Source organism: Coprococcus sp. RTP21204st1_G4_RTP21204_210225 (assembly GCF_040915385.1).
In the GTDB taxonomy this organism is placed as follows: Bacteria; Bacillota; Clostridia; order Lachnospirales; family Lachnospiraceae; genus Allocoprococcus; species Allocoprococcus comes.
The window spans coordinates 1-26,746 of record NZ_JBCPDP010000013.1; the positions used below are offsets into that span (position 1 = coordinate 1).

The window sequence follows — 26,746 nt, forward strand, 5'->3', positions numbered from 1 at the left end:
AAGCGAGGGGCTTTCCCGCCGGGCACCGCGACCGCTCATTATATGCACGGAGATTGCTGAAATGGGGCGCTGCCCCAGACCCCGGCCACTCCGCGCAAGCCGCAGGATTTTGTCCTTTCGGCGGGGAAAATACAAGTCTTGAATGTTTACCGGCTTTCTTGTAAAATATATATATAGCAAGATGGTTGATACCTTCTTGTGAGTCGAACAGGAGGTGGTTAGCACCGATGAATCAGGAAGAAACGATGCTTTTGCATAAGGAGAGATACAAGAAAACGATTAAGAATCTGACCGTGATGAGCGATATTTTCGCGCGGAATGTATTCAAGGATAAGAAAGCCTGCGAGTACGTTCTTAGAATCATCATGGAGGACAAGGATTTGACCGTCATCAACAATGAGACGCAGGTGGATTTCAGAAACATGCATGGCAGAGGTGTCGTGCTGGACTGTGTGGCAAAGGATGGAAGCGGACGCATCTTCAACGTCGAGATACAGCAGGACGATGAGGGGGCGCACCCGAAACGTGCCAGATACAACCTCGGGATGATGGATTCCAACGTGCTGGATACGGGAAAGAACTTCGATAAGCTCCCGGAAACCTACGTGATATTCGTCACGTTGAAAGACGCACTGGGGCACGGACTTCCGATAGCCCATATCGACCGGATAATCCGCGAGAACGGCAAGGAGTTCGGGGACGAGGAACACTTCATCTACGTGGATTCGAGCAAGGACGATGGCGGCGAGCTTGGAAGACTGATGCACGATTTCCGTGTGAAGGAAGCGAAAGAGATGCAGGCGGGAGCATTGAAAGACCGCGTGCACGAACTGAAAGAGACCGAGAAAGGAGTGGAGCATATGTGCAAGGAAATGGAAGCCCTGCGTCTGGAAGGTGTAGAGGAAGGAAGAATGGAAGAGAAAAAAGCGGTAGCATATTCTCTCGCTGACAGGAAGATGAGTGCCGAGGAGATAGCGGAAATCATCAAGGTCAACATTGAAACCGTCAAGGGATGGCTTGCAGGAAGTGTGTCTGCCGCAAGATAGAAAACTATTTTGATAGGTTCACGGTTTTATGGCTCTGCGGGTTATTAGCTCGCAGAGTCTTTTTGATACGGATTCGAGCAAGGACGATGGCGGCGAGCTTGGAAGACTGATGCACGACTTCCGAGCGAAGGAAGTGAAGGAGATGCAGGCGGGAGCCTTGACTGACCGCGTGCATGAACTGAAAGAGACCGAGGAAGGAGTGGAGCATATGTGCAAGGAGATGGAGCAGCTTTGCGATGAAGCAAGAATGGATGAGAAGAGAGAAAACGCCAGAAGCATGGCGGAAGACGGCTTGACAGTAGATAGAATCGCAAAAATCTTGAAAGTAAATGCCCAGATGGTGCAGGAGTGGCTTGCGGGTAGTGTTTCTACTGCAAGATAGATAACCATGTAGACGGCTTCACGGTTTTATGGCTCTGCGGGCTTTGGGTTCGCAGAGCCTTTTGCTAAAGAAATATGAAATGCAGCCCTGTTGCTTAAGGGATGATTTGCAAAAAGTAGAAATCCATGTCCGACAGATTTGCAGGACATGGATTCCTTATTGGCTAATGCCGACACATTCGAGTATCCAATTCTCCAACGAGAAGGTTGGGGCGGTTAGACTATTCTATTGACTTTAAGCTGCTAACATTCTGCTAACTGATGCCATTCCACAAGCGGATACGGAGTATCGGCTAAGGTAGAAAGAAGCATCCGCTCAATTCATAGAATGCCCGTAGTTACAGCGTCAAGCGGTCATCTGGTATCAGAGGATACCAAGTGCTACCGAATTGCAGGGAGAACTCCTAAGCGAGGGGTCGGAGGTTCAAATCCTCTTGGCGACGGGCTTCAAAGCGTTCGAAAATGTTAGCTGGATTAGCTGACAACGAACGCTTTTGTTATTTTCTAATCACGTTCGTGACACAAAATTCCATTCAAAATGATCAATTTCCAGCTAACGCAATCCGATTTTTGTTAGCTGACAGCTAATCTGATTGAGATTCGATCCGATCTTTCCATATTCACTGACCAGTTTTCTGAGATCATTCATGTCTGCAACCACTTCAATCTGATGATTGATTTGTTTCTCAAGCAGAAGTTTTCTCAGATATTCTGATCGACTAATAGATAACCAAGCAGCGCCTTGGTCTAATAAATCCAGTTCGACATCTGTAAGACGTAATCCTATAAAATGTCTGTGATTCAGTTCTTTATCTTTGCTTTTTATTCTCATACTCCTCCTTCCGCTAAGACTATTCCTCCCACCGGGAGTCCATGTATTTCAATATCGGCTGTCCCTTCCAATATTAGAAATAGTGCTGTGAACACCTTCAGGTGGAACCAACAGACAAGTGAAACGTCTGCTATTGAGAGGGTATGGGGAGATCCCCATCAAGATAAAACCCATAGATTGACGGGAGGCCAAATGGCAATACCGTTAAACATGGGTGGATCTTGCTCTTATTTGTACCCCTCTATATAACGAAACGCTTAGAGGCTGTTTTACCGTGGGGGAAAAGAAAAAATAAAAATTTTTTACATTAACGTGAAAAATATAGACGTGAAAAAATAAAATGCTATAATTAAAAGAATTGAGACAAAGCAGATGAAAATCTGTGACACAAAGCTAAAGGGCTTGTAAAACAAAACTATTAAAATGTGTTTTAATCGAAAGAATAAGGAATTTGACGTATGCAAAAAACAAAATGTTATCTGGCCGCATTGGTGTCTGGTGTACTTTTAGTAACTGGTATTTTGGCTGGATGTGGACAATCTAAAAAAGACGATCACCTTACCGTGTATCTGTGGGAAAATCGTTTAATGAAAAATATTGCTCCTTATATCCATGAGCAGTTTCCAGATCAGGATATTGAATTTATTATTGGAAATAATGACACTGATTTATATAGCTATTTTAAAGAGCATGGTGAGTTGCCGGACATCATGACAGTACGTCGATTCTCTGGAACGGATGCGCAGGATTTACAGCCATATCTTATGGATTTTGCTTCTTATGATGTGGTTTCTAAGTACTATTCCTATGCAGTGGAATATTATAAGGATACAGATAATGAAATTCAGTGGTTGCCAATCTGTGCACTTCCGCAGACGATTATTGCCAACAAGACACTGTTTGATCAGTATGGAATCAAAGTTCCGGAAAATTATGAAGAATACGTACAGGTTTGCCAGCAATTTTATGATAAGGGTATAAAACCTTACTCGATGAACTTTGCAGAAGACTGGGCAAATCAAGAAATAATTCAGGCGGCAGCGATTGGTGAATTTACAAGTTTGGCTGGTATTGACTGGCGAAACGAAGCCGAAACTTCAGCTGGTGAAATAAAATTTGACGACGTACTATGGAAAAGAATTTTTTCGGAAACAAGTCAGTTCCTTAAAGATTCGCATTTTAGTAAAGAGGATATCAATGTTAATGTTAATACAGGAACTCAGATGTTTGTTGAAGGAAAATCAGCAATGTTTCATGGACAGCCTAGAGATATGCAAAAATTCCAAGATCAGATGGATGCGGAACTAATACGTATTCCTTATTTTTCACAGACTTCAGATAGTTCTTTTGTGTATATGTTCCCATCCTTAAATATTGCATTCAATAAAGAATTGGAAAAAAACCAGGAAAAACTGGATACAGCATTAGATGTGCTGGATTGTATGATTTCGGAACAGGGACAAAAACTGATTGCAGATGGAAGTGGTGTGATTTCGTTTAACACAGATGTTCCATCAATGATGCAGAATGTACCAGGCTTGGAAGAAGAAATTAAAGATACTTCTATTTATATCCGATATTCTGCTCAAAAATCATTCGATGCCAGTCTTGAAGCTGTTCACGGATTATTATCAGGAAAAATGGATGAAATGCAGGCTTATAATGCTTTTCGTAGTGCAATGAATAGTAAAGATTCAAAAGAAAAAAGTACGGTGAATTTTGAAAACGCGTATTCCATTTCATTGAATAATAAGAGCGGTCGAGATGCAGCATCATCTATTTTAACTACAATCAGAAAAGAAAATGATGCACAGTTGGCTCTGACACCATATTATTATTATACTTCTTCTATTTACAAAGGAGAATGCACCAGAAGTCGGGTCGGTCTGATGACAGCGAAGAATTCAGATACCCCATTATATCTTGTAAAGCTCAACGGTGAGCAGGTTTATGAACTCGTTAAAAAATATCTTACAGAGGCTGATGAGAATTTTTATGTAACCACAAAATACGAATTGCCGATTGCATCTGGTATGAAAATAATTGTCAAAAACGAAGAAAACGGATTCTCATTAAAGGATATAACAATAAATGATAAAAAAATAGACACAGAAAAAGAATATTCCATTCTTCTTACGGATACGACAAAATCTATTTTGAAAAAAATTAATCCAAAATGTGCTATTGAGCAAATAGGGGATACAACATTATCTAGTGCATGGATTGCGGCCATGTCAAATGGGCAGCAACCGTCAGCACCAGAAGACTATATAGAGGTTGAAAAATAAAGTGCAAATAGAACAAGAGATAATTAAGAGAAAAAAAATAATAATGCCATTGTTTGTCATGATTTTCATTCTTTCAAGTTTTGTTTTTGTAAGGTTTCTGTTGAATAGGATGAATACATGTATTGAGGAAAATGGAGAAATCAGTATGGAAGCTGTTGTCGAACAGATTCAACAGACCTATGATATGCAAGTGAGTGGATACTATAGACAGTTACATTTTGTTGAGGACTATCTGTGTAAAGAGAAGAAAATATCCCTTGAACCAGATAATAACCGAAACTTTTTTAAGGCATGGGAAAAAGAATCTGAGAGTACACTTTTATTTCTACAGGAAAATGGAAAAGCTATAACCTCAGATGGAACAAAACTGAAAGTTGATATGCCTAGTAAGCTTTTGCTGAATTTGAGAAACGGATCTAATATTGGAAAATTGGTCGCTCTTGAATTTGAACACGTGAAAAAAGACGGTTATTTGGTAGCAATTCCATGTCAGGAATATACGATTAATGGAGAAACTTATACAGCGATTGGAACAGTGTATGATCATTCGAAATTAGACTCCATGTTAAATCTTGGAGGATATGATGGAAGTGCATATCTCTTCATGTTGGACAATGATGGAAATATTACTTATACGAACCAGAAGGATGACATTTTTTTTCGAAATTATTCATTACTGAAACATTTGAAAAGTGATCATGCTATAACAGAAAAAGAGTTTGATTCTCTGAATAAAAAGATTGCGGAAGGAAAAAAGGGAGTAGAACTTTTGGGGAAAGATGAGCCTTATTATTTGGGATATTGTCCGATAGAAAGCAACAATACGATGTTGATTTGTATTGTAAAAAAAGCGACAGTAGATAATGTGTTGAAAGAATACCAGAAAACGATTGGGCTTACTACAATGCTCATGACAGGATTTATAATCTTGCTTTTTGCTGGATTATTCTACAGTATTTCCAGATTCAGTATTGCAAATCAAAAAGTTAAATTTGAAAAAAGAAACAATGAGCTTCAGGCAATGGCTATAAGCGAAATGGAAGAAGCTAATAAAAATCTGAAAAAGGCTAAGAACATTGCTATTGAGGCTCTACAGACCGCTGAAAATGCAAATAAGGCAAAAACAGATTTTTTATCCAATATGTCGCATGATATTCGCACACCTATGAACGCAATCATTGGTATTATATCATTAATCAGACATAATGCCGGCGACAAAGAAAAAGTTATAGAGTATGCAGATAAAATAGCTATTTCTTCTCAGCATCTATTAGGAATTATTAATGATGTTTTGGATATGAGCAAGATTGAAGCTGGAAAAACAGTTTTCAAATATTCTGATTTTTCTATTCTGGATTCTATAGAAGAACTCAATACAATATTTCATTCACAGGCAAACGAAAAAAATCAGAGTTTTATAATCACAAAAGAAAACCTTAAACATGAGTGGGTAAATGGCGACAAGGTTCATCTGATGCAGATTTTCAGTAATCTGTTGTCTAATGCAATAAAGTACACACAGGAAGGTGGAATAATCCAGTTTATAGCAGAAGAAAGTGAGACAAACTCTTCTACATATGGAAAATATCATTTTATAGTCAGTGACAATGGTATGGGAATGTCTGCTGATTTTAAAGAAACTATCTTTGACGCGTTTACTCGTGCAGAAAGTTCCGTAACAAACAAAATACAGGGAACTGGTCTGGGAATGGCAATCACTAAAAATCTGGTTGAATCGATGGGGGGAACGATTGAGGTTGAAAGCGAACCGAATCACGGAAGTAGTTTTGAAGTAATCTTAAATCTAAAAATTGTGGAGAACAGAGTAGTTTCTTCGACAGAACAGATAGAAATGCATGAGACAGATAGTGATATTCTGGATGGAATGCGCATCCTTTGTGCAGAGGATAATGAGTTGAATGCAGAAATCCTAATGGAATTATTAAAGCTTGAAGGTGCAGAGTGTACTATTTGTGAAAATGGCAAAAGGATTTTGGAAGCATTTGAACAGTCCGTGCCCGGTGAATATGATATGATCTTGATGGATGTACAAATGCCTGTTATGAATGGTTATGAGGCAACGAAGGCAATCCGTAGAAGTTCACATGAACAGGCAAAGACGATCCCGATTATTGCCATGACTGCCAATGCATTTTCAGAGGATATGCAGCACTCTCTCTCTGCTGGAATGAATGCTCATATTTCAAAACCAGTTGATATGAAGTTGCTGAAGAAAACCATAAGAAATATAAAACTTGGGGGGGACGAAACCCAATTTATTGATCAATAATCACTAAAGAGAAATAAGAAGGACAAGAAACAAAAAATACTCATTGTAAATGAGAGATTTAATGAGCAGTATCCAGATTTGATGAATAAAGGATATTTTACGGATGTCGATGATGATACGATGAGACTTGGTACTTTTTATTATGCGGGTGGTATTTATTATATCCTAAGACAGTGGCTTACAGAGCCAATCAACAAAACACCACAGGAAGTAGCCGTACTGATGTACCATTTTCTCAATATGGATTAACTTGACAACTAGGGATTTGTGAAAGTCATCTCGAAATGCTTCGCCCACACGCTGTCGCTGATCTCCGTCAAGACCTCAGCACGAATCTCAAGGAACTTCTGGCAAAAGTATTGGCAAATCCAGAGATGCGGGCGTTGCTCAATTCGCTGGCAAAGACGATGAAGTAATAAATTCTATATCCAAATGAGTATATTTATTGTGCATATGGAGAATTTATCTCCATCAAATCTATTGAAATCTCCATCATTTAGCATTAAAATGATGGAGATAAATTCAAAATGAAGGAAATTGCCGGCTACCGTGAAGTGCTGGCTACGATTCACGAAAGTTATGAATATATCACTCCAAGACCAAACATTATTTTACAGTTACATCGTGATTTATATTCTTATTCCCAAGGAAACATCGGTGATACCTATAAGAATTCAGACAATGTAATTGCAGAAACCGATGCCGAGGGACACCAGAAAGCTCGTTTTATTCCAGTTCCAGCTTTTCAGACTGCAGAAGCAATAGACGAACTTTGCGCTCATTTTCTTGAAGCATGGGAAGCAAATCTCATTGATAAACTGATTTTAATCCCCATGTTCATTCTGGATTTTCTGTGTATTCATCCCTTCAATGATGGAAATGGTAGAATGAGCCGTCTGTTGACTTTATTGTTGTTCTATAAAGCTGGATATATCGTTGGAAAGTATGTCAGCATGGAAATGCTGATTGAAAAAACGAAAGAAACATATTATGAAGCTCTTCAAGCAAGTTCTGTCGGTTGGCATGAGGATAAAAACAGTTATGAGCCTTTTGTTAAGTATTATTTAGGTATTATGCTGAAAGCATACAATGAATTTGAAAACCGTGTAGAACATTTGAAGTATCATAATCTTTCCAAGCCGGATAGAATTAAGGCGGTGATTGATAATAAGGTCGGTAAGATAACGAAGAAGGAAATTATGGAACTATGCCCTGACATAAGTAAGGTTACCGTTGAAAGAACACTGACGGATTTAGTTAAAAGTGGGTATATCGCAAAGGTCGGTGCAGGTCCATCCACCGGTTATGTCCGTATTTGAAAAATTATTTTCAAATAAATTACTTGTTTTGCTTTTAATTTCGATAAGAAGCATGTTCTTCTTTTACGGCCTGTAATTCGTCAGGATGCGATGCTAAATGAATGATAGCATTTATGACAAAAACGGACACTTAATTTATAGAACGATTCCAACCCAATTTCCAGAAAAAACTATCCTCACGTCGAATACACCGCGAATGATAACCAGATCAAATCGAAAATGGATGATATATGACAGCGTTTACACTTACAGTGATGATGACGAAATATGGGTACGAGGAATTACTTCTGTACATTCTATAGAACTTTTCATGCAGACATCCGAGAAAATGCTGTTGATTGTATTCCCATTACTTATTATTCTGATCGGGGTAATCGGATATTTTATGATCAAGCGGGCATTGAGACAGGTGGATCTTATCTGCGATGAAGTTAAAAACATCAGCAATGGAAAAGATCTTTCCAAACGATTGTCTCTGCCAAAAGCAAAAGATGAATTATACGAATTGTCGGAGAAATTTAACGAAATGTTTGAGCGCTTGGAATTTTCGTTTGAGAAGGGTTCATTATTCAATGTGAAGGTTTGGATGAAGCTACTGGTGAAAAAGAAAGGCCCGTATCCGTTCTGGATATGAGCCTTGCAAGAATTGGAGAATTGTAATCCTTAGATTTTACAAGTAAAATCTCTCCAGTTTTGTTTTAAAAAATTGAATTAATGGACCGTTGAAGCAGGCATTTATAATTGTACCAATCCCTACTACCGACCAGATTCCCGCCCCAGATGCAGTGGCAAATATGATTCCGATAATCACGACAACAACATCCGAAAGGATCCTTGCTTTATGGAATGGAATTTTCTGATGTGTAAGTTTCTCGATTATAATAGCGACACTGTCATATGGGGCGATTCCCATATCTGCGACCATATATAATGCCACTCCCATGGATGCCATCAGCTGAGCAAGCAGCAGTGCAAGGATACGCAGTGGCAGATTCATCTGAATCTGCACTACATCATTTGCTACATAACAGATAAAGTCTGCAATGTATCCGACAAATACCATATTGATAATGGTTCCCGCACCAATGCAGGATCTTGCCTGAAAGAATACAACTACAAGAATGATTGCATTGACAAGCAGCTGCCACGTTCCAAAACTCCATCCGATAAATCCGCTGATTCCAAGATTCATTGCACTGAATGGATCCACGCCAAATTGTGAAAGTCGTAAGAAAGATACACATAATCCAATAAACAATATTCCCAGTACCATTCCGCCAGTTCTTTTTGTCTTCGTCATGCTCTATCTTCCCTCCTGAACTTTTTTGCCTTTCAGCATATATATTCTAGATTCAAAATCGGTACAATGAGTCACATTTCCTGGCACTTCACCAGCTGTCACATCAGATGTGATCAATCCATAATTCATCAATTCATCTCCGTAATTTTCTGTATGATTCCATACATTTTCATAAACCATATCCGGGTTCAATCCCTGTAATCTGACACGGCTATACGGCTGATTCACTCCATTTAAAACACGATAGTAGCCTACGATTGCAAGCGTGCGGTCTTCATTTGTCACCATCCATACCGTCTCATTTCCTTCAAATGGACTTTTCAGACGATAAAATGTTCCAAACTGTAACACTTCTCTGTATTCTTTCATAAATGTGATTTGTTCTTTTACTTCTTTGATCTCTTCTTCTGTCAATTTGTTGAGATCCAGTTCATATCCAAAAGTTCCAAAGTACGCTACATTCGCTCTTGTATGTAATGGAGTATTGCGAAATACCTGGTGATTCGGAACAACAGACACATGGCTTCCCATACTGCTGAGTGGATAACACATAGAAGTTCCGTACTGAATCTTCAGACGCTCAATTGCATCCGAATCATCGCTTGTCCATCCCTGCGGTGCATAATACAGCATTCCCGGATCAAATCTTCCGCCACCGCTGGCGCAGGATTCAAATAATACTTCTGGAAACTCATTTGTCAACCGCTCGTACAGATCATATACACCCAAAATATAACGATGGAACACTTCTCCCTGTCTGTCTGAAGGAAATTTGCTACTATAGCATTCCGTAATGCTTCGGTTCATATCCCATTTAATATATGAGATTTTCGACTCCGATAATAACTTTGTCATCATACCATAAATATAATCTACTACTTCTTTTCTTGCGAAATCGAGTACATACTGGTATCTGCCGTGTGATGTATTTCTTCCAGGTGTCTGTAAAATCCAGTCTGGATGTGCTCGATAAAGATCAGAGTCTTTATTTACCATCTCCGGCTCAAACCAAAGGCCGAATTTTAATCCAAGTGCTTCAATTCTTTCTGACAGACCTTTGATGCCATTTGGCAGAAGCTCTTCATTTGCCACCCAGTCGCCAAGACCGGCTCTGTCATTTCTTCTCGCACCAAACCATCCGTCATCTAAGACAAACAGTTCTACTCCACATTCTTTTGCTTTCCCGGCAATCTCTACAAGGCGATCTTCTGTGAAGTCAAAATAAGTTGCTTCCCAGTTGTTATTTAAAATCGGTCTTGCCTTATCGCGCCAATACCCTCTTGCGAGTCTCTTTGCATACAGCTTCTGGAATGTCTGACTCATGCCATTTAATCCATTTTCACTGTAAACCAGAACTGCTTCCGGTGTCTGAAAACTTTCTCCCGGTTCTAATTTCCAATCGAATCCTTCCGGATTGATCCCGGCTGTAATTCGTGTCACATTATGTGTATCTACCTCTGCCTGCATACGGAAATTTCCACTATATACAAGGCTTATTCCAATTGCTTCTCCTGCATTTTCATCTGTGTTGTGACGTTTTAAAGCAAGGAACGGATTATGTTCGTGAGAAGAATTTCCGCGCATGCTGTCGATAGCTGTTATGCCTTGCTCCAATGTTCGATTCTTAATATAGCGCTCTCTGGACCACGCACCGGACAACTGCATCCATTCATAATCCTTATCCGGAAGATCCAGGCTTAAGCTCATCATATTTAATACATGCAGATTTTTCTCACCAGCATTTTCAATATAAGCACTTCTTGCAATTGCACTATATTCATCAAAAATCGTATATAAAAGTGCCAGTTTTGCACCAGTCAGAGCATCTTTCAGAAAGATGCGCAATGTCTGTGCTTCCCCTTCGGACTCCGTATATGTTGCCGGCAATCCGGAGAGCTTCGGTTTTCCGTCAATGATCTCATAACTGTCATATTGGAACTCACTGATCCTGCTGCCATTTTCCTGTAACAATTCAATTGCCGGATGTCTGTAATCTGTCGTACCGTAAACCGGATATTCCTGTCGGATATGTTCCAATGAAAAAGTACGATCCCACTCATATATATACGATGTCATTGGGCGTTCACATTTCTCAACCAGATAAGAAAAATCTGCTTTGTCATGAAGTCGTTTTCCAAAATATAATTGTCCCAAATGTCCATTTTCTAATACACATAAGATATAACTGATTTTTTCATTGTATAAATGGAAAGTTTTCGTTTCCTCGTGAAAAATAATCTGTCTCATATACTACCCCTTTTATAATTGAATTGTTGACTCTTAAGCTGTCTGCTTTTTCGCATGCATTTCATTTACGTTTCTTGTGATTTCTTCCATCTTCTCACCTTTTAAAGTGTAATATTTTTTGTAAATACCAAAGCTAGCAAATGCAAGAATGATTGGAATTACAATCATTAACACGCGAATACCCATTACGGTTGCTGCGCTCTGCGTTACCGCTTTTGCGTTGTATCCTACAATCTGAAGACCAATTCCTGTTAATCCACCTGCTGCTGCCATAGCTGCCTTCATAAGGAATGTCTGTGCAGAACATGTTACACTTTCATTTCGTACACCAAACTTCACTTCTCCATAGTCGATAACATCTGCCATACAGCATGTTGTTACTCCAAGTGAAAGACCTGAGCCGAAGAAAAGTAATGCACAACATACAATAACTAACACCTTGCTCTGTGGTGCTACATATCCTGCTGCACCGAGCAGTACAAATCCAACAATCGGAAGTCCGCATGCAAATGCGTATACTTTTTCACGGCTAATTTTTTCTGCAATTTTCGGGAAGCATAAAAGTCCCGCCATCTCAGCAATAATCGCAAGTCCAAAAATAGAATACAGATATTCATCATGGCATACACATTTGAAATAATATACAGCAAAGCTTTTTGCAATCTGTGTACAAAGGTTAAATGTCAAAAGTAATCCGATAAATGCAAGCAGCTGATCATTTTTTACAATTACCTGAAATGCCTGTTTCAGACTTGTCTTTTCTGCTGATATACCTAATGTTGATTCCTCTTTTACATTAAATACAGTAATGCCGATTGTAACGATGAAAATAACTGCGATAATGATTGCGAAAAGTGTATATCCTTTTTCTGCGTAGAGATTGCTCTCGCCTGCAACTTTGTTCAGGTAGTTGATAATATAAAGCCCAAATGTTGCTACTGAAAATCCTGCAAGACTTGCGAAAAATCTTGGAATTACGGATACTTTCTCGCGTTCGTGCGGATCATTTGTCAAGTTCGGAAGCCATGACCAGTAAGGGACATCCATGATTGTATAAGTCATTCCATATAAGATGTACATAACAGATACATATACGTACAATGCTGTTCCTGACAGGTTAAAGCTGTGGAATAACAAAACAAATACAACTGAATTCACCAATGTTCCGATTACAAGCCAGATTCTGAATTTACCAAAACGTGTATGTGTATTGTCAACAATCATTCCCATCATCGGGTCATTGATCGCATCCCATATTCTTGCCACAAAAAACAGTACGCCGACAAATGCCGGTGCCAGATACAATGTATCTGTAAAATAAAGCATTAAAAATGCTCCTACTAAATTGCAAATCGCATCTTTACCGATTGCCCCAATTCCAAAACATAATTTTTCTCTTGTAGACGCATATTTATATTGCGGATTTTTCTGAGTTTCTTTTTGATTTCCCATGATTCTCCTCCTCTAATACTCCTTTGTTTATTTGTTATTTGAGTGAAGAAACCTGTGCACGTGTTCCTTATGTTTGTTGATACAAGTATAGCGTACAAAAAAAACATCCGTTATACCTTTTTGTTAAGGATTGTATCCCAAATGTTAGGTATTGGATGTTTTTTTAAAACATTTTATCTATTCTTTTTCGATGTTTCCTACATAAATTGTTTTATGCTTCTTATATTCTTTCAGTTCATTTTGTGCACGGATCAATCGTTCTCGGGCATCCTTTCTGTTGTCATTACGATATTGGGTCGGCGTTATTCCCACTTTCTGCTTAAATACTTTACCGAAAGCAAGGGAATTACGATAGCCACAGGAAACTGCAATCTCCTCCACAGACAGATCTGTAAGTGCGAGCTGCTCCTTTCCTCTGGAAATTCGAAATTCCGTCAAAAATTCTTTCGGAGAGATTCCAAGACTGTTCATAAATATTGTATATAAATAGCTTCGATTTAGTGCCAAATAATTTGCTATATCTTCCACTGTGATTTTCTGTGAATAGTAATTCTTTATATAGGCAATTGCTTCCTGCACATGTATGCTTTCTTTTGTATCATTCGAATATTGCTGAATTTCAATCCCACGAGCCAGTACTGAGAAAAACTGATAGAGCTTTCCCTGGAGATAATAAAGATTTTCTGCAGTTGAACACGTATGATGAAGCATTTCAAATACAATTTCTTTCAGTTCTTCTCCATATTCACACTCGCATGTAAGCTGACGACTGTTCAGTCCGAGATCTCTGACAAATCTCTGTGCCTCCGTACCACCAAATCCTACCCAAAGGTAAGACCATGGGTCCGTTTTATCTGCCTGATAAAAGGTAAGGCTTTCTGGTTCAATCAGAAAGGCCTGTCCTTCTTTCAGCGGATACTTCGTTTCACCTACCTGATAGATACCTTTGCCCTTCATTACATAATGCAAAATATAATTGGGTCTTGCGGCTGGCCCGTAGCTATGTAATGGCTTGCATTCTGCAAATCCGCAGAAACACAAATGAAAATCTTTAAACTTTGGTTTCAACAGTTGTAATACGTAAGAATCTTCCATAATCTGTATCCTCTCTTAATCCCTAAGATCACAAGCACTTTCCAGTCATGCTTACTTTTGCTGTTGCTCACTCAGCAATAGTTAGTTTAACCGTTTTCCTTATTCTATCGCAGTATCGTGTTATTCTTCCATCAGTTTTCAAACCAAGTATTAATATGAAAATAGATCATACGCTCTGTTTTTTTGCAATATTTTATTATCTTGCGAATTTATCATTGTAACGAATATGCATATCTTTCCAATCCATGAACAATACGTAAAATACCTTTCCGTATTGCGGGTTCTCTACAATTCTTCCATGATCAAGCACAGAAAAATAAGTTCCGTCAGCTTTTCGAAGATGGAAGTGAATATAGTCATTTTCATTACCACTGTCAATCTGTTCCCAGATACTTGATTCTATCCGTTGCTGTTCATCTTCCCGGATCAAGTTGCGAAAACTTTTCTTAGTAAGTCTGAACAGTTCATCTATATCTTTATATCCTGACATATGAAGAAATTCATCATTTGCAAAAAATAGTTCATCATCTTCTTTGTCAGCTCTGTATATGATGAATGCACCTGGAAGATGTTCCGCGATATCCTTGAATGCGAATCCAAGCTGTTTGCGGGCACCTGACCGAAATCCTTCTCTGTAGACCATACATCCATTTTTTCCATGAAGCTTTATTTCATAAAGAGCGGCATCTGCGCAGCGCATGAGTTGTGAACGATTGGATGCAAATGTTGGATATTCTGCATATCCTAGAGAAATATAAAATGCATGTTCCTTACCATGGTATGAGAATGATTTAGGAAGTTTAGTGAATTTCTGCAGCTGTATATCTGCTTCTGCAAAGGTACAATTTGGTAAAAGAATGCAGAATTCGTCACCACCATTTCTTCCAAGTAATGCATCGGATGGGAAAAAAGTCTTCATGCTGTCTGCAAGATTCTTTAGTGCCCTGTCTCCGTAATTATGTCCATAGATATCATTAATAAACTTGAAATCATCGATATCAAGGAGAGCAGCCACAAAATGTGCTTTTGGATTTTTTTGAATCATTTTTTCTGCAAATTCATCAAATCCATAGCGGTTATAAATATTTGTAAGAGAATCTGTGTGCGCCAGTATCTGAAACTTTTTCTTATGTTCTTTTGCTACTAACCATACTCTGGTAAGAACTGACAGGAGAAGGCTTATTGTAAGAAATATTCCGATGATGATTATCAGTAATGTGGTATTTCTCCATCCACTTTTAGGAGTTACTTCAAATTTCCAGTTTTCATCTCCTATTGTAAATGTATAAGAAACAGGACGATTTATTTGCCCATCTGATTGATAAACCACTTTATAAGTATCACTCCATGGAGCGTCTGTTTTTGAAATTTTGTATTCGTATCCAAAATTTGAAAGTGCACTGATTGAATCTGAAAAAATATCCGGAACACGCAGGATAACAATAGTAAATCCCCAGAAATACTCATGTCCGTTTTTATCTTTCAGATATACGGGATTGCGGACTGCAATTCCATATCCTTCCTGTTCTAATTTGAAGGGGCCCTGCGTAATGATTGTATGGTTGTCTCTTGCGTAACAGGAAATTTTTCCGCGGTCTTTATCATGGATCAAATCAATCTTACCTGCCTCCTTTTCATTAGCCGGATAAATATCTGTAACAACACCATTAGGAGCGAGCTGTACACTTTCAATAGAATCAGACATAAGATTTCCTGCAATTGTTTCAAACTGATGGATTTCGCCATCTTCACTTATTAAGATTTGCTTCAAGGTATCTGTGATCTCAATTCCATTTGTAATTTCATTCTTTATTCGTTCGCCATAGGTGGCTACGTTTAATTGTGCTGTTATGTGTCTCTGCTCTTTTTCGTGGGTATCTGTTTTGTATACAATCAAACTAACAAGGCATATGCCCAGTAAAAAAATGATAAGAGGCACAAGTGTTTTCTTTTTCACTCGGTTCACCTCATTTTGTCCATGGGAATTATTTATAATAAAGCATTATATCACAGAAGTTGAAAAACAGAATAAGTTTTATGAAAAAACGGACTGTGCATAATCCTTATACATGAAATGAAAGAAATCCTTGCTGATGAAGTCGATCCAAGAGACAAAAGAAACATATTATGAACCCCTCAAACCATTATTAATGAAATGGATCAAAAGTTCTGTTCTTTCATGAGTGAAAGTCTGTATACACGTCTGCCGGTTTCTTCATAATGCTGATCCAGAAGATCACAGGTTGTCTGGAGATCGTTAATCCGGATGGCCTCCAACAGACATTGGTGTGTCCATACTGCAGCGCTTCCGTTATAAGAGGTATTTTGATCCGGTGTGTTTGGTTCTAAGCATTTGGCATTCTGAAGCGTTTCAGCATCTCCGCTTAACTGTCCAAAGCGATTAGCATTTTGAACCGAGAGGAACATGGCACCATTCAGTGGACTCAGCAGCTCCCACATTTTGGTCAGTCGGTTAAGCTGGGCAGAACGAATGATCTGCAGGTGGAATGTCTCATCTGCACGAACAGCCTTCATAGTATTACCTTCGAGAATAGCCTTTCGAAATTCTTCAATACTGGCTTCCATTATCATGAGACTATAGTCACTAAGGAGGCAGTTACTTTTTTGGATTGCCAGTTTTTCAAAGCTGCCGCGCAAAAAAAAGACTTCATAAGCGTCTTGTGGAGAAAGCAGTGCGACTGTACATCCTTTGTTAGGACAGTAATCGACTAAACCTTCGACGGCGAGCTGTCGGAGTGCTTCGCGCACAGGACCTCGGCTGAGTCCGAATTTCCGGGCAATTTCAGCCTCTACCAGTTTTTCTTGAGGCTGAAGGATTCCATTGATGATCTGCTCCCGCAGAGATTCAAGAACAATTTCTGATGTAGTAGTATTTGATGTTTTTCGTTGTTTCTGCATATTTACCTCATAAAATTTTCAGAATAAGTATCCGTTTTCGATAGGTACGCTTGGTTCATAGTAGAACATACCGCCAATTTCTCGCATGTTTCATTTTCTTACTAATTAATAGAAAAAATTATACGGATGTCTTTTGTCCGTTAGCAAAAAACTTATTATAATTATAGTGGATTGTTAGCAAAAACGAAAGCACTATTTTCCCGCTGTTAACATTAAGTTGAAATTGTTGACAATCATATTTGCATGGACTATACTTGGGTTATCAAGAGTAGCTCAAAAATTCTGCATTGTCATAAAAAAATCCTAAAGGGGAATAGGAAGCAACGCAGTAATTGATGGATGTCGGACTGTCTGGTTTCCGAATAGTCCGATTTTCAGTTGAGAAGAATAATTATAGTAGGAAGGAGAGAACTTATGAGACTTACAAATTTGACCTGGCCGAAAGCTCAAGAATATTTTAAAAAAAACGATATGGTACTTATTTCTATCGGCAGTATTGAGTGTCACGGCCGTCATATGCCGCTTGGAACCGATACACTGATTCCGGAGCATTTGTTGGAAAAAATCGAGAAGAAGAGTGATGTTTTGATTGCTCCGACCATTCCATATGGTTCCTGCCAGTATTTAGCTCCGTATCCGGGTACAATTGATATTGACAATGAGGTACTCTATCAATTTTGCCGTCAGATTTTTCTGAGTCTGTATCGTCACGGCGCAAGAAAATTCGTTTTCCTGAACGGACATGGCGGAAACATCAAGATGATTGAACGCCTTGGCATGGAATTCGAAGATAAGGGCTGTCTGGTGGCTATGCTTAACTGGTGGCTGATGGCATGGGATATGAACCCGGCGTGGAAAGGCGGTCACGGCGGTGGTGAGGAAACAGCTGCGATTCTTGGAATTGATCCGTCTTTAGTTGATAAGAGTGAGATAGGTGGTGAACTTCAGTTTAAGCACCTGTCTGATAATCTGAAGACAACCGGTTTCCATTCTGTTGAGTTCAAGGGAGTTAACGTTGATATTATTCGCAATACTCCGCATGTAACAGACAACGGCTGGATCGGACCGGATCATCCGAGTACCGCTACAGAAGAGTGGGGAAAGGAAATGCTTGAGACTACAGCAAACTATATTGTTGATTTCATGGAAGAATTCAAGAAAATAAAACTTTCATAAAGAGGTGTCATAATGGATAAAAAAACAACGTTGGAAATGATTGCAGCAATTTCAAATGCAAACGGTACATCCGGTTTCGAAGATGAAGTGGTTGCAGCGATTCGTCCTTACGCAGAAGGACTCGGAGAAATTACAGAAGATCGCATGCGCAACCTATATATCCGCCGTAAAGAAAATAACGGCAAACGTCCGGTTGTTCAGCTTGACGCACATAGTGATGAGGTTGGTTTTATGGTGCAGGCTATCTGCCCGAACGGAACTCTCCGCATCATTCAGATCGGAGGTTGGGTTAACCACAATATTCCGGCTCATAAAGTCTTGGTTCGCAACCGGTTCGGAGAATATATTCCGGGGCTTACTGCCAGCAAGCCTCCGCATTTCATGACAGAGCAGGAGCGTAAAGCACCTCTGGATATGAAAGATATCACGGTAGATGTTGGCGCTGTTTCTAAAGAAGAGGCGGTTGAAAAGTTCGGCATTCGTATCGGTGAACCCGTAGTGCCGGATGTGACATTTACATATTCAGAAACCACAGATCTGATGGTTGGCAAGAGCTTTGACTGCCGTCTGGGATGTGCGGCAATTCTTAAGACTATGCATACCCTGGCTGGTCAGGAGCTGAATGTGGATATTGTTGGCGCTTGTGCAGCACAGGAAGAAGTTGGTGTACGCGGTGCCACTGTGACAGCACAGGTAATTAAGCCGGATATCGCAATTGTTTTTGAAGGCTGCCCGGCAGATGATACCTGCGTTGAGTCGTATATGGTTCAGACAGCTATCAAGCGAGGACCGATGCTGCGTCACATTGATGCCCGTATGATCACCAATCCGCATTATCAAAGATATGCACTGGATCTGGCAGAAAAGCTTGGTATTCCGGTTCAGGATGCAGTTCGCAGTGCCGGTTCAACCAACGGTGCAGCTATACATCTGACTGAAAAAGCGGTTCCAGTTATCGTTATCGGAGTTCCGGTTCGCTATGCACATACACATTACGGAATTTCAGCTTATAGCGACTTTGATAACGCTGTTAAGCTGGCATGCGAAATTCTTAAAAGACTTGACGAAGAGCAGGTTATGAGTTTTTAAATACAATACATAAAAGAAACAAAGCATTTTCGAGACATACTAACAGAGAATTGTATTGCTACGCTTGAATGTTACCTAAATCATAAACAAAGCATTAGGAACACTTCAGATCTAGCAGAAGGTTAAACATGGAATCCTGATAAATAGGGATACACCAAAAAAATAGGGGCTGCCGCACTAATGCGACAGCCTCATTTAGCATACATCTTCAGTAAATGAATTATTCCTGATCAAGTATGGACTGAATTTGTTTCATTAATTGCTCGTAGTTTGATTGATCATCGATTCCGCCCATGAAAGGTTCGCCAACGATATTTCCGTCTTTATCTACGAGAACTGTTGTCGGGAATGCCATAATGTTTCCTGCATATTTTCCAACTGTTGAATCGGAATCGAAAGTCAGGTTTTTGTAGGAAGCTCCCTTGGCCTTCAAGATTTCTTTCGCTTCTTTGATACCATCCTGATTATCATCTAATGTATCTGTATTGATACCAACAACTTCACCGCCCATTTCCTTAATTGTATCATTTAATTCATTCAGTTTAGAAAGTTCTTCAACGCAAGGCTTGCATCCGCTGAACCAGAAGTTTACAACCGTAACTTTATTTTTGGCGAAAAGGCTTTCATCTACATCATTACCATCCAGGTCTTTCCCTTTGAAACCGTGAAACACACCTGTAGAGTCATCTGTGCCGGAGGAACTACTGCCGGAAGGATCAGCTGCGGCAATTTCTTTTTCAAGTTTTGCAATTTCTTCTTCAATACCGCGGATCGTTTCAATGTCTTTACTCAGAGTAGCATATTCTTCTTCGGAGAAAGAATCTTTGTTTGATTCTATTATATTTGCAAGAAAGTCCGCATAGTTTTCATTCTTGGTATCATCGTCAATGTTCTTGCTCATAAAGCCAAATGCTTTGTCCCACACATCTTTGTGATCTGCAAAAATCTGGTTTTCCTGTTGGTAAAGGTCATTCAGCTTTTCATTCAGATCACCCGAACTGCTTGAATCTGTTGTGGAAGTATCTTCCTGCTTTGAGCTTTCAGTTGTTGCGGAACCGGATGAAGTTTTGCAACCTGTGAATGCAAAAAGAATGAAAACGGCAAGAGATGCCGCAATTACTTTTTTTAATTTCATTGAGTTTGTTCTACTTGTTTTGTTTTTCATGATTTTTAATCTCCTTTTGAATATCATTTGATTCATTTTTGCTTATTTATTGTCAGCCTGTTTCTTGCCTGAAAATCCGTAATGATAGCAGATCGCATTTGTCGGACAGGCTTTCATACATGCTCCACATCGGATACATTCCGGGTGATCCGGTGTGTCTACTACATTTACATCCATTTTGCAGGCATGGCTGCATTTTTGACAGTTAACACATTTTTCAGGATCCACCTTAATCTTAAGTAATGATATTTTGTTAAACAGCGAGTAGATGGCACCAAGCGGGCAGATCCACTTACAGAATGGACGGTAAAACAAAATGCTTAAGATAATTACAAATACAAGGATTGTAAACTTAAACGTAAATAAGTGTCCGAGTGCCGCGCGGATTCCCGAATTAACAAGTGCCAGTGGAATTGCACCTTCAAGTACGCCTTGTGGACATATGTATTTGCAGAAGAATGGATCGCCCATCCCCAGCGAATTAGTCACAAATGCCGGAAGCAGTATAACAAAAACGGCCAGAACCGCGTATTTCAGATACCGCAGGGGTTTTAGTTTTGCAGTAGACAGTTTCTTACCCGGAATTTTATGCAACAGATCCTGAAACCATCCAAACGGACAGAGAAAACCGCAGATAAATCGTCCTAACAGAACTCCCAGCAAGATAAAGAATCCGGTGATGTAGTAGGTGAACTTGAATTTTGATGAACCGACTACAGCCTGGAAAGCTCCAATCGGACAGGCACCTGTGGCAGCCGGGCAAGAGTAGCAGTTCAGTCCGGGTACACATATAGTTTTTACCTTTCCCTGATAAATTTTCCCTTTAAACAGATTCGGAATATGAAGATTGGTCAGCAGTGTTGCAGCTGCCTGAAACCATCCGCGGAAACGAACCAGGAAGTTCTTGTTTGATTTTAATTTCTTATCCAATTCCGACACACTCCATACATAATTTTATTGCCTTACTGAGTACAGTTGCAGCTTCTCCACGGTAAATCCCGACAAGGAAAAATACAAGACCGGCTGCAAGTAAAAAAATTTGTGTTGCTTTTTCTGATTTCATTAAGATACCACTTGTTACTGTAAATAGTAACTGCTCCTTTCAATGTTATTGCTCAAAGTCGGCTTATTGACCGTTCAGTGACTACATTATATAATATGGGATGTAAATTTCCTGTTAAGAAAATGGAGAAAAGTAAATTGAGATTATTAGTTGTTGAAGATGAAAAGAAATTATGTGATATGATCGCGAAAAGTCTGCATCTGGCAGGTTATGAGGTGGACATGTGTAATGACGGAGAGCAGGCACTGGAGATGATCTATGCGGAACTGTATGACCTGATCGTGCTTGATCTTAACCTGCCCGGGGTGGATGGGATGGAGATCCTTCGGGAACTTCGCAAAGAAAATGAAGAGACAAAAGTATTGATCCTGTCTGCGAGAAGTCAGATCGCAGATAAAGTTGAAGGATTAGATTCCGGTGCAAATGATTATATGGAAAAACCATTTCACCTGCAGGAGCTGGAAGCGCGCGTGAGAAGCCTGACAAGAAGAAAATTTATACAAAAAAATATCTGTCTGGAATGCGGAAAACTACGATTTGATACGAGAGAAAGGGTTGCATATGCAGACGATAACCCGGTTGCGTTGACGAGAAAAGAAAATGGGATTTTAGAATATCTCCTTTTAAATCAGGGAAGACCGGTCAGTCAGGAAGAACTGATCGAGCATGTCTGGGATTCTTCTGTGGATAGTTTTAGCGGTTCCATCCGAGTACATATGTCTTCTTTGAGAAAAAAACTGAAAGCAGGACTCGGATATGATCCAATCGTGAACAAAATCGGTGAGGGCTATAAGATAGGAGGAAATAGCAAAGCATGAAGAAAATATCACTCCAGTGGAAATTAACACTTCTTACAACCGTGTTGATCACCATATTATGCGGATGTCTTACCTTTTTCTTATATAAAAACGGAGTCTATTATTTCGATACGCTTCAGGAGTCTATCACGGATCAGGGCACAGAACCGGAATCGGTGTACATTGATATTCCGGATAATGAGTGGGATGACTTTGTGGCACAGTTTTCCATGAAGGTTTATAACTCCAAATCAGATTATAGAAGCAGAAGCCTTCTGATTACTGCTATTGTAGCGCTGTTTGGCGGCGCAGCGACTTATTTTATCAGTGGACGGGCATTGAAACCACTTAGGAAATTTTCAGAGACAGTGGAAAAAGTTCAGGCACAGAATCTGAAAGATTATACGATCGAAGAGAATAAGATTGCAGAGCTGGACAGACTTCGCATATCTTACAATAAGATGCTTATACGGCTTTCAGAATCATTCGAGACGCAGCGCCGGTTTACGGGAAATGCAGCACATGAGTTACGTACTCCACTGGCTTTAATCCAGGCACAACTGGATCTATACCATACAACAGAACATCCGGAGAGTACCGCAGTGGCAGAAGAGACAATTCAGATGGTAACGGAGCAGAATGAACGTCTTAGCAAGTTGGTCCGAACGCTTTTGGATATGAGCGAATTACAGACCGTATCGCGAAATGACAGAATTGAGCTCCATAGTCTGATCGAGGAAGTGCTGACAGATCTGGAACCGCTGGCACAGGAAAAAAAGGTTGAACTGATACAGAAGTCACAGGGAGCAGGAGCAAAGGCTGATGAAGAATTGTTTTTGATCGGGAGTGATATTCTGATTTACAGAATGCTATATAATCTTGTGGAAAATGCGATTAAATATAATCGGGAAAATGGATCCGTTACGGTATCGGCAATAAGGGAGAAGAACGAAGTTGTTCTGACGGTTTCGGATACAGGAAATGGAATTGATGAAGCATTCAGGGAGCAGATCTTCGAACCGTTCTTCCGGGTAGATAAGTCAAGAAGCCGGGAACTCGGAGGTGTGGGGCTTGGCCTTGCGATGGTGCGAGAAGTTGTGCGGGTTCATGACGGAACGATTGAAGTTTATACAAATAAGCATAGCGGAACGACATTTGAAGTGAAAATGGGTATAGGAGCAGACTTTGAAAAAGCAGTATAATCGAAAAACAATTCGCAAATCGATCCTACTGATGTTTATCGCTTCCACCTGCCAGAACATGGCGAATCCGTCTTACAATTCACTTACCGTATCAAAAATAAACTAAGAATTATTATTTTTGATACGGTTTAAATTATTTCAGACAGACATCCATAAAATCCTGCACCACTGCCGTCGGCTTCCGCCCCTTCTGCCAGATCAGAAGGATCTTCGTCACCAGATCCGGTTCATCAAGCACCTGACAAGTCAGCCCTTCGCAAAGCGGCTCCATGGACTGCGGGAAGATCGCCGTGGCAAGCCCTTCCTTCACCCAGAGGGTAGCGCCCCTGGCATCATCACACAGGCAGAACACCTCCGGAACCAGATTCTGCGCGTGAAATGCATCCATAATCAGCTTTTCATAGCGCCGGTAGAGAATTAACGGTTTGTGGACCAAATCTTCAAGAATGAGCGATTTCCGCCTTTTTGAAGGCATCTCCGGATTGGAGACAGCGATCATCGGCTCCGAATGCAGGACTGCGGACTCCACATCATCCAGCCGGAGCGGCGTGCGGACAACCGAAATATCGATGATCCCTTCCTGAAGATAATCATATAACGTATACGTGATCCCGTCGTGAACCTCAAAATTCACGTCGGGATTTTTCTTTGAAAATTCTGCGATAAACGGCATGACTGTGCCGACCGTCGTCGGCGTGATCCCGATTCTCAGAACCCTTTTTTTACCCGTTTGGGACACCTCAAGCTCTGTCGATCTGGCATAATCCAGAAGGCTCGCCGCACGGTCATACAAAAGCTTACCTGCCGCCGTCAGGATCACCCCTTTATGGGTACGCTCAAACAGCTGCACGTTCAGTTCATTTTCCAACTGCCTGATCTGATAGCTGAGGGGTGGCTGTGACATATTGAGCTTTCTCGCCGCTTCATTGATGCTTCCCGTATTCGCGATTTCCCGGAAATATTCCAGCTGTCTGAGTTCCATTTTCTTTTTTCCCTCCGTTTAGTTATATGATGATACCAGGGTCAAAAGGTCAGAAAGCCGATGCAAGCTTGCTTGCAAGAGGATTTTTGACCTCTTGACCCGCCAAAAACATGAGTAAGTAGCCATTTTTCAAAGAAAAATGAGCGGATTACGAATGTTTTTGAGGATTGCGAGAGTGCAAAGCACGTAGCAATCTGGTATCAAATAGGTCAAAATACCTTTTGCCACTCACATTGTTATACTTTTTTTATATTAAGCTGTCATAAAAACAATATTATTCATATTGATGGTAGCGCATTATAATGAGTAGGTCAAGAAAAAACTAAGAAGTAAAGAACAGGAGTGAGTGTGTTTGAAGAAACTTTGGGTTTATCTGAAAGAATACAAGATAGAAAGTATTCTTGCACCATTATTCAAACTGCTGGAAGTCGTATTTGACCTTTTGGTTCCGGTGGTTGTCGCCAAGATCATTGATATTGGTATTGCAAACAATGACCACGGCTACATCGTAAAGATGTTCCTGGTGCTGATCCTCATGGCTGCAGTCGGTCTTAGCTGCAGTTTTACCGCACAGTATTTTGCTGCAAGAGCGAGTGTCGGCTGTGCAACCAATTTAAGACAGGCCGTATTTGACCACATTCAGGGCTTTTCATTTACCGAACTTGATACGATCGGTACGGACACCCTGATCACACGGATGACCGATGATATCAACCAGGTCCAGAACGGCATCAACATGGGACTTCGTCTTCTTCTGAGAAGTCCGTTTATCGTAATCGGTTCGATGATCATGGCATTTACGATCAACTTTAAATGTGCGTTGGTATTCGTTGTGGCTATCCCTCTTTTATTTGTCGGCGTCATTTTCATTATGCTGGTCAGCATCCCGCTTTTCAAAAAAGTGCAGGCTGCCCTGGACCGCGTCACAGGACTTACCCGTGAGAATCTGACAGGTGTCCGCGTGATCCGCGCATTTTGCCGCGAAGAAGAGTCCGTAAATGAATTTGAAAAGAGCAACACCGAACTGACCAGGTTAAATGAATTTGTCGGAAGAATTTCCGCCCTGTTAAATCCATTTACCTACGTGTTGATCAACATTGCAACTGTCATTCTGATCGCAAGAGCAGGACTCCAGGTCAATCTCGGAACCATGCATCAGGGACAGGTTGTCGCGCTTTACAACTACATGGCACAGATGATCGTCGAGCTGATCAAGCTGGCTTCCCTGATCATTACACTGAACAAGGCGATGGCATGTGCAGACCGTGTAGCCGGTGTCCTGGATATCAGGACTACCATGCATTACCCGGAAACCCCTTCTGCAAAGGCAGATCCTTCTGCAAATGAAGTTGAATTCGACAAGGTATCCTTCACCTATGCAGGTGCCGGTGCATCAAGCCTTTCTGATATCAGTTTCTCTGTAAAAAAAGGGCAGACAGTCGGTATCATCGGTGGTACCGGATGCGGAAAATCCACTCTGGTCAGCCTGATCTCCCGTTTCTATGATGTAACCTGCGGAACCGTTAAACTGAATGGACGCAATGTAAAAGAGCTCACCAATCAGGAAATTCACGACAAAGTCGGAATCGTACAGCAGCGCTCCGTCCTTTTCAAAGGCAGCATCCGCGATAACATGAAATGGGGCAATGAAAATGCATCTGACTCCGAGATCTGGGATGCACTGAAAGTTGCACAGGCAAAAGAAGTCGTAGAAGGAAAAGACGGACAGCTTGATTTCATGCTCGAACAGAACGGAAAGAACCTTTCCGGTGGACAGCGTCAACGTCTTACCATTGCCCGCGCTCTTGTGAAAAAGCCGAAAATCCTGATCCTCGACGACAGCTTAAGCGCACTTGATTTTGCAACTGACGCAGCACTTCGGAAAGCCCTCGCAGGACTGGAAGGAGGGACAACAACCTTCCTGGTATCCCAGAGGGTTGCAGGCATCCGCCAGGCAGACAAGATTTTAGTATTAGATAATGGAGAACTCGCCGGATCCGGTACACATGATGAACTTATGAAATCCTGCGAAGTTTATCGTGAGATCTATTTCTCACAGTTCCCGGAAGACCGTGCAAAATATGAAAGAGGGGAGATGTAGGT

The 26,746-nt window shown here is 40.5% G+C and carries 22 protein-coding genes and 2 pseudogenes; 13 read left to right on the forward strand and 11 right to left on the reverse strand.

Annotated features, from left to right (window positions below; all coding sequences use genetic code 11):
* Positions 1-227 precede the first annotated feature (227 nt).
* Both AB5213_RS11765 and AB5213_RS11770 read left to right on the forward strand, forming a co-directional pair.
* A complete protein-coding gene (locus AB5213_RS11765; protein WP_368276737.1) occupies positions 228-1,046 on the forward strand; it encodes a PD-(D/E)XK nuclease family transposase in 819 nt (272 codons plus the stop codon).
* Positions 1,047-1,074: 28 nt separating this feature from the next.
* Entirely contained in the window at positions 1,075-1,428 is a 354-nt protein-coding gene (locus tag AB5213_RS11770) for a hypothetical protein (protein WP_368276738.1), read from the forward strand.
* Between the two features lie 582 nt (positions 1,429-2,010).
* Here AB5213_RS11770 and AB5213_RS11775 read toward each other — a convergent pair.
* A pseudogene (locus tag AB5213_RS11775) lies at positions 2,011-2,259 on the reverse strand (plasmid mobilization relaxosome protein MobC); the annotation flags it as partial.
* A 458-nt stretch (positions 2,260-2,717) separates the two neighbouring features.
* Here AB5213_RS11775 and AB5213_RS11780 point away from each other — a divergent pair.
* The 6 genes and pseudogenes from AB5213_RS11780 (at position 2,718) to AB5213_RS11805 (ending at position 8,790) form a co-directional block, all read left to right on the forward strand.
* Positions 2,718-4,547: an extracellular solute-binding protein gene (locus tag AB5213_RS11780; protein WP_368276739.1), complete on the forward strand. Its 1,830-nt coding sequence runs from the start codon at positions 2,718-2,720 to the stop codon at positions 4,545-4,547.
* Between the two features lie 145 nt (positions 4,548-4,692).
* The gene (locus AB5213_RS11785; protein WP_368276779.1) at positions 4,693-6,837 is read left to right on the forward strand and encodes an ATP-binding protein; all 2,145 of its coding nucleotides are present in this window, start codon (positions 4,693-4,695) and stop codon (positions 6,835-6,837) included.
* Between the two features lie 81 nt (positions 6,838-6,918).
* Entirely contained in the window at positions 6,919-7,086 is a 168-nt protein-coding gene (locus tag AB5213_RS11790; RefSeq protein WP_368276740.1) for a hypothetical protein, read from the forward strand.
* A 35-nt stretch (positions 7,087-7,121) separates the two neighbouring features.
* A complete protein-coding gene (locus AB5213_RS11795) occupies positions 7,122-7,253 on the forward strand; it encodes a hypothetical protein (protein WP_368276741.1) in 132 nt (43 codons plus the stop codon).
* 114 nt (positions 7,254-7,367) lie between these two features.
* Positions 7,368-8,156: pseudogene (locus AB5213_RS11800) on the forward strand (Fic family protein); the annotation flags it as partial.
* 196 nt (positions 8,157-8,352) lie between these two features.
* A complete protein-coding gene (locus AB5213_RS11805) occupies positions 8,353-8,790 on the forward strand; it encodes a HAMP domain-containing protein (RefSeq protein ID WP_243187787.1) in 438 nt (145 codons plus the stop codon).
* Between the two features lie 36 nt (positions 8,791-8,826).
* On the opposite strand, the gene AB5213_RS11810 is transcribed toward AB5213_RS11805, so the two are convergent.
* From AB5213_RS11810 to AB5213_RS11835, 6 genes are all read right to left on the reverse strand, one after another.
* Positions 8,827-9,456, reverse strand: coding sequence for a YitT family protein (locus AB5213_RS11810; RefSeq protein ID WP_008371268.1), 630 nt, complete (start codon positions 9,454-9,456; stop codon positions 8,827-8,829).
* A 3-nt stretch (positions 9,457-9,459) separates the two neighbouring features.
* Positions 9,460-11,703, reverse strand: coding sequence for an alpha-galactosidase (locus tag AB5213_RS11815; RefSeq protein WP_368276743.1), 2,244 nt, complete (start codon positions 11,701-11,703; stop codon positions 9,460-9,462).
* Between the two features lie 33 nt (positions 11,704-11,736).
* Positions 11,737-13,155, reverse strand: coding sequence for a melibiose:sodium transporter MelB (melB, locus tag AB5213_RS11820; RefSeq protein WP_368276744.1), 1,419 nt, complete (start codon positions 13,153-13,155; stop codon positions 11,737-11,739).
* A gap of 177 nt (positions 13,156-13,332) precedes the next feature.
* On the reverse strand, positions 13,333-14,250 hold the full coding sequence (locus AB5213_RS11825) for an AraC family transcriptional regulator (protein ID WP_195255156.1): 918 nt from the start codon (positions 14,248-14,250) through the stop codon (positions 13,333-13,335).
* A gap of 196 nt (positions 14,251-14,446) precedes the next feature.
* On the reverse strand, positions 14,447-16,207 hold the full coding sequence (locus AB5213_RS11830; protein WP_368276745.1) for a diguanylate cyclase: 1,761 nt from the start codon (positions 16,205-16,207) through the stop codon (positions 14,447-14,449).
* Positions 16,208-16,410: 203 nt separating this feature from the next.
* Positions 16,411-17,169: a GntR family transcriptional regulator gene (locus AB5213_RS11835; RefSeq protein WP_215633780.1), complete on the reverse strand. Its 759-nt coding sequence runs from the start codon at positions 17,167-17,169 to the stop codon at positions 16,411-16,413.
* A gap of 414 nt (positions 17,170-17,583) precedes the next feature.
* Here AB5213_RS11835 and AB5213_RS11840 point away from each other — a divergent pair, with 414 nt between their 5' ends.
* Positions 17,584-18,345 (forward strand): creatininase family protein, encoded by a 762-nt coding sequence (locus AB5213_RS11840; RefSeq protein ID WP_195508738.1) that lies wholly within the window; start codon positions 17,584-17,586, stop codon positions 18,343-18,345.
* Between the two features lie 12 nt (positions 18,346-18,357).
* Positions 18,358-19,434, forward strand: coding sequence for a M42 family metallopeptidase (locus tag AB5213_RS11845; protein WP_008371255.1), 1,077 nt, complete (start codon positions 18,358-18,360; stop codon positions 19,432-19,434).
* 220 nt (positions 19,435-19,654) lie between these two features.
* Here AB5213_RS11845 and AB5213_RS11850 read toward each other — a convergent pair whose 3' ends face one another.
* Genes AB5213_RS11850 through AB5213_RS11860 form a run of 3 tightly spaced genes read right to left on the reverse strand, consistent with a single transcriptional unit; the run spans position 19,655 to position 21,662 of the window.
* Positions 19,655-20,599 (reverse strand): TlpA disulfide reductase family protein, encoded by a 945-nt coding sequence (locus tag AB5213_RS11850; RefSeq protein WP_195368379.1) that lies wholly within the window; start codon positions 20,597-20,599, stop codon positions 19,655-19,657.
* 42 nt (positions 20,600-20,641) lie between these two features.
* Entirely contained in the window at positions 20,642-21,529 is an 888-nt protein-coding gene (locus tag AB5213_RS11855; protein ID WP_008371250.1) for a 4Fe-4S binding protein, read from the reverse strand.
* Entirely contained in the window at positions 21,522-21,662 is a 141-nt protein-coding gene (locus tag AB5213_RS11860) for a CD1871A family CXXC motif-containing protein (protein ID WP_055155946.1), read from the reverse strand. The genes AB5213_RS11855 and AB5213_RS11860 overlap by 8 nt, the downstream gene beginning before the upstream one ends.
* 122 nt (positions 21,663-21,784) lie before the next feature.
* On the opposite strand from AB5213_RS11860, the gene AB5213_RS11865 reads away from it, so the two are divergent.
* Both AB5213_RS11865 and AB5213_RS11870 read left to right on the forward strand, forming a co-directional pair.
* Positions 21,785-22,480 (forward strand): response regulator transcription factor, encoded by a 696-nt coding sequence (locus tag AB5213_RS11865; RefSeq protein ID WP_227084779.1) that lies wholly within the window; start codon positions 21,785-21,787, stop codon positions 22,478-22,480.
* Entirely contained in the window at positions 22,477-23,661 is a 1,185-nt protein-coding gene (locus tag AB5213_RS11870) for a sensor histidine kinase (RefSeq protein ID WP_368276747.1), read from the forward strand. The genes AB5213_RS11865 and AB5213_RS11870 overlap by 4 nt, the downstream gene beginning before the upstream one ends.
* A 133-nt stretch (positions 23,662-23,794) precedes the next feature.
* On the opposite strand, the gene AB5213_RS11875 is transcribed toward AB5213_RS11870, so the two are convergent.
* Complete coding sequence (locus tag AB5213_RS11875; RefSeq protein ID WP_195488504.1) at positions 23,795-24,643, reverse strand: LysR family transcriptional regulator; 849 nt, start codon at positions 24,641-24,643, stop codon at positions 23,795-23,797.
* 352 nt (positions 24,644-24,995) lie between these two features.
* Between AB5213_RS11875 and AB5213_RS11880 the strand changes: the two genes are divergently transcribed.
* A complete protein-coding gene (locus AB5213_RS11880; RefSeq protein WP_368276748.1) occupies positions 24,996-26,744 on the forward strand; it encodes an ABC transporter ATP-binding protein in 1,749 nt (582 codons plus the stop codon).
* Positions 26,745-26,746: the final 2 nt, after the last annotated feature.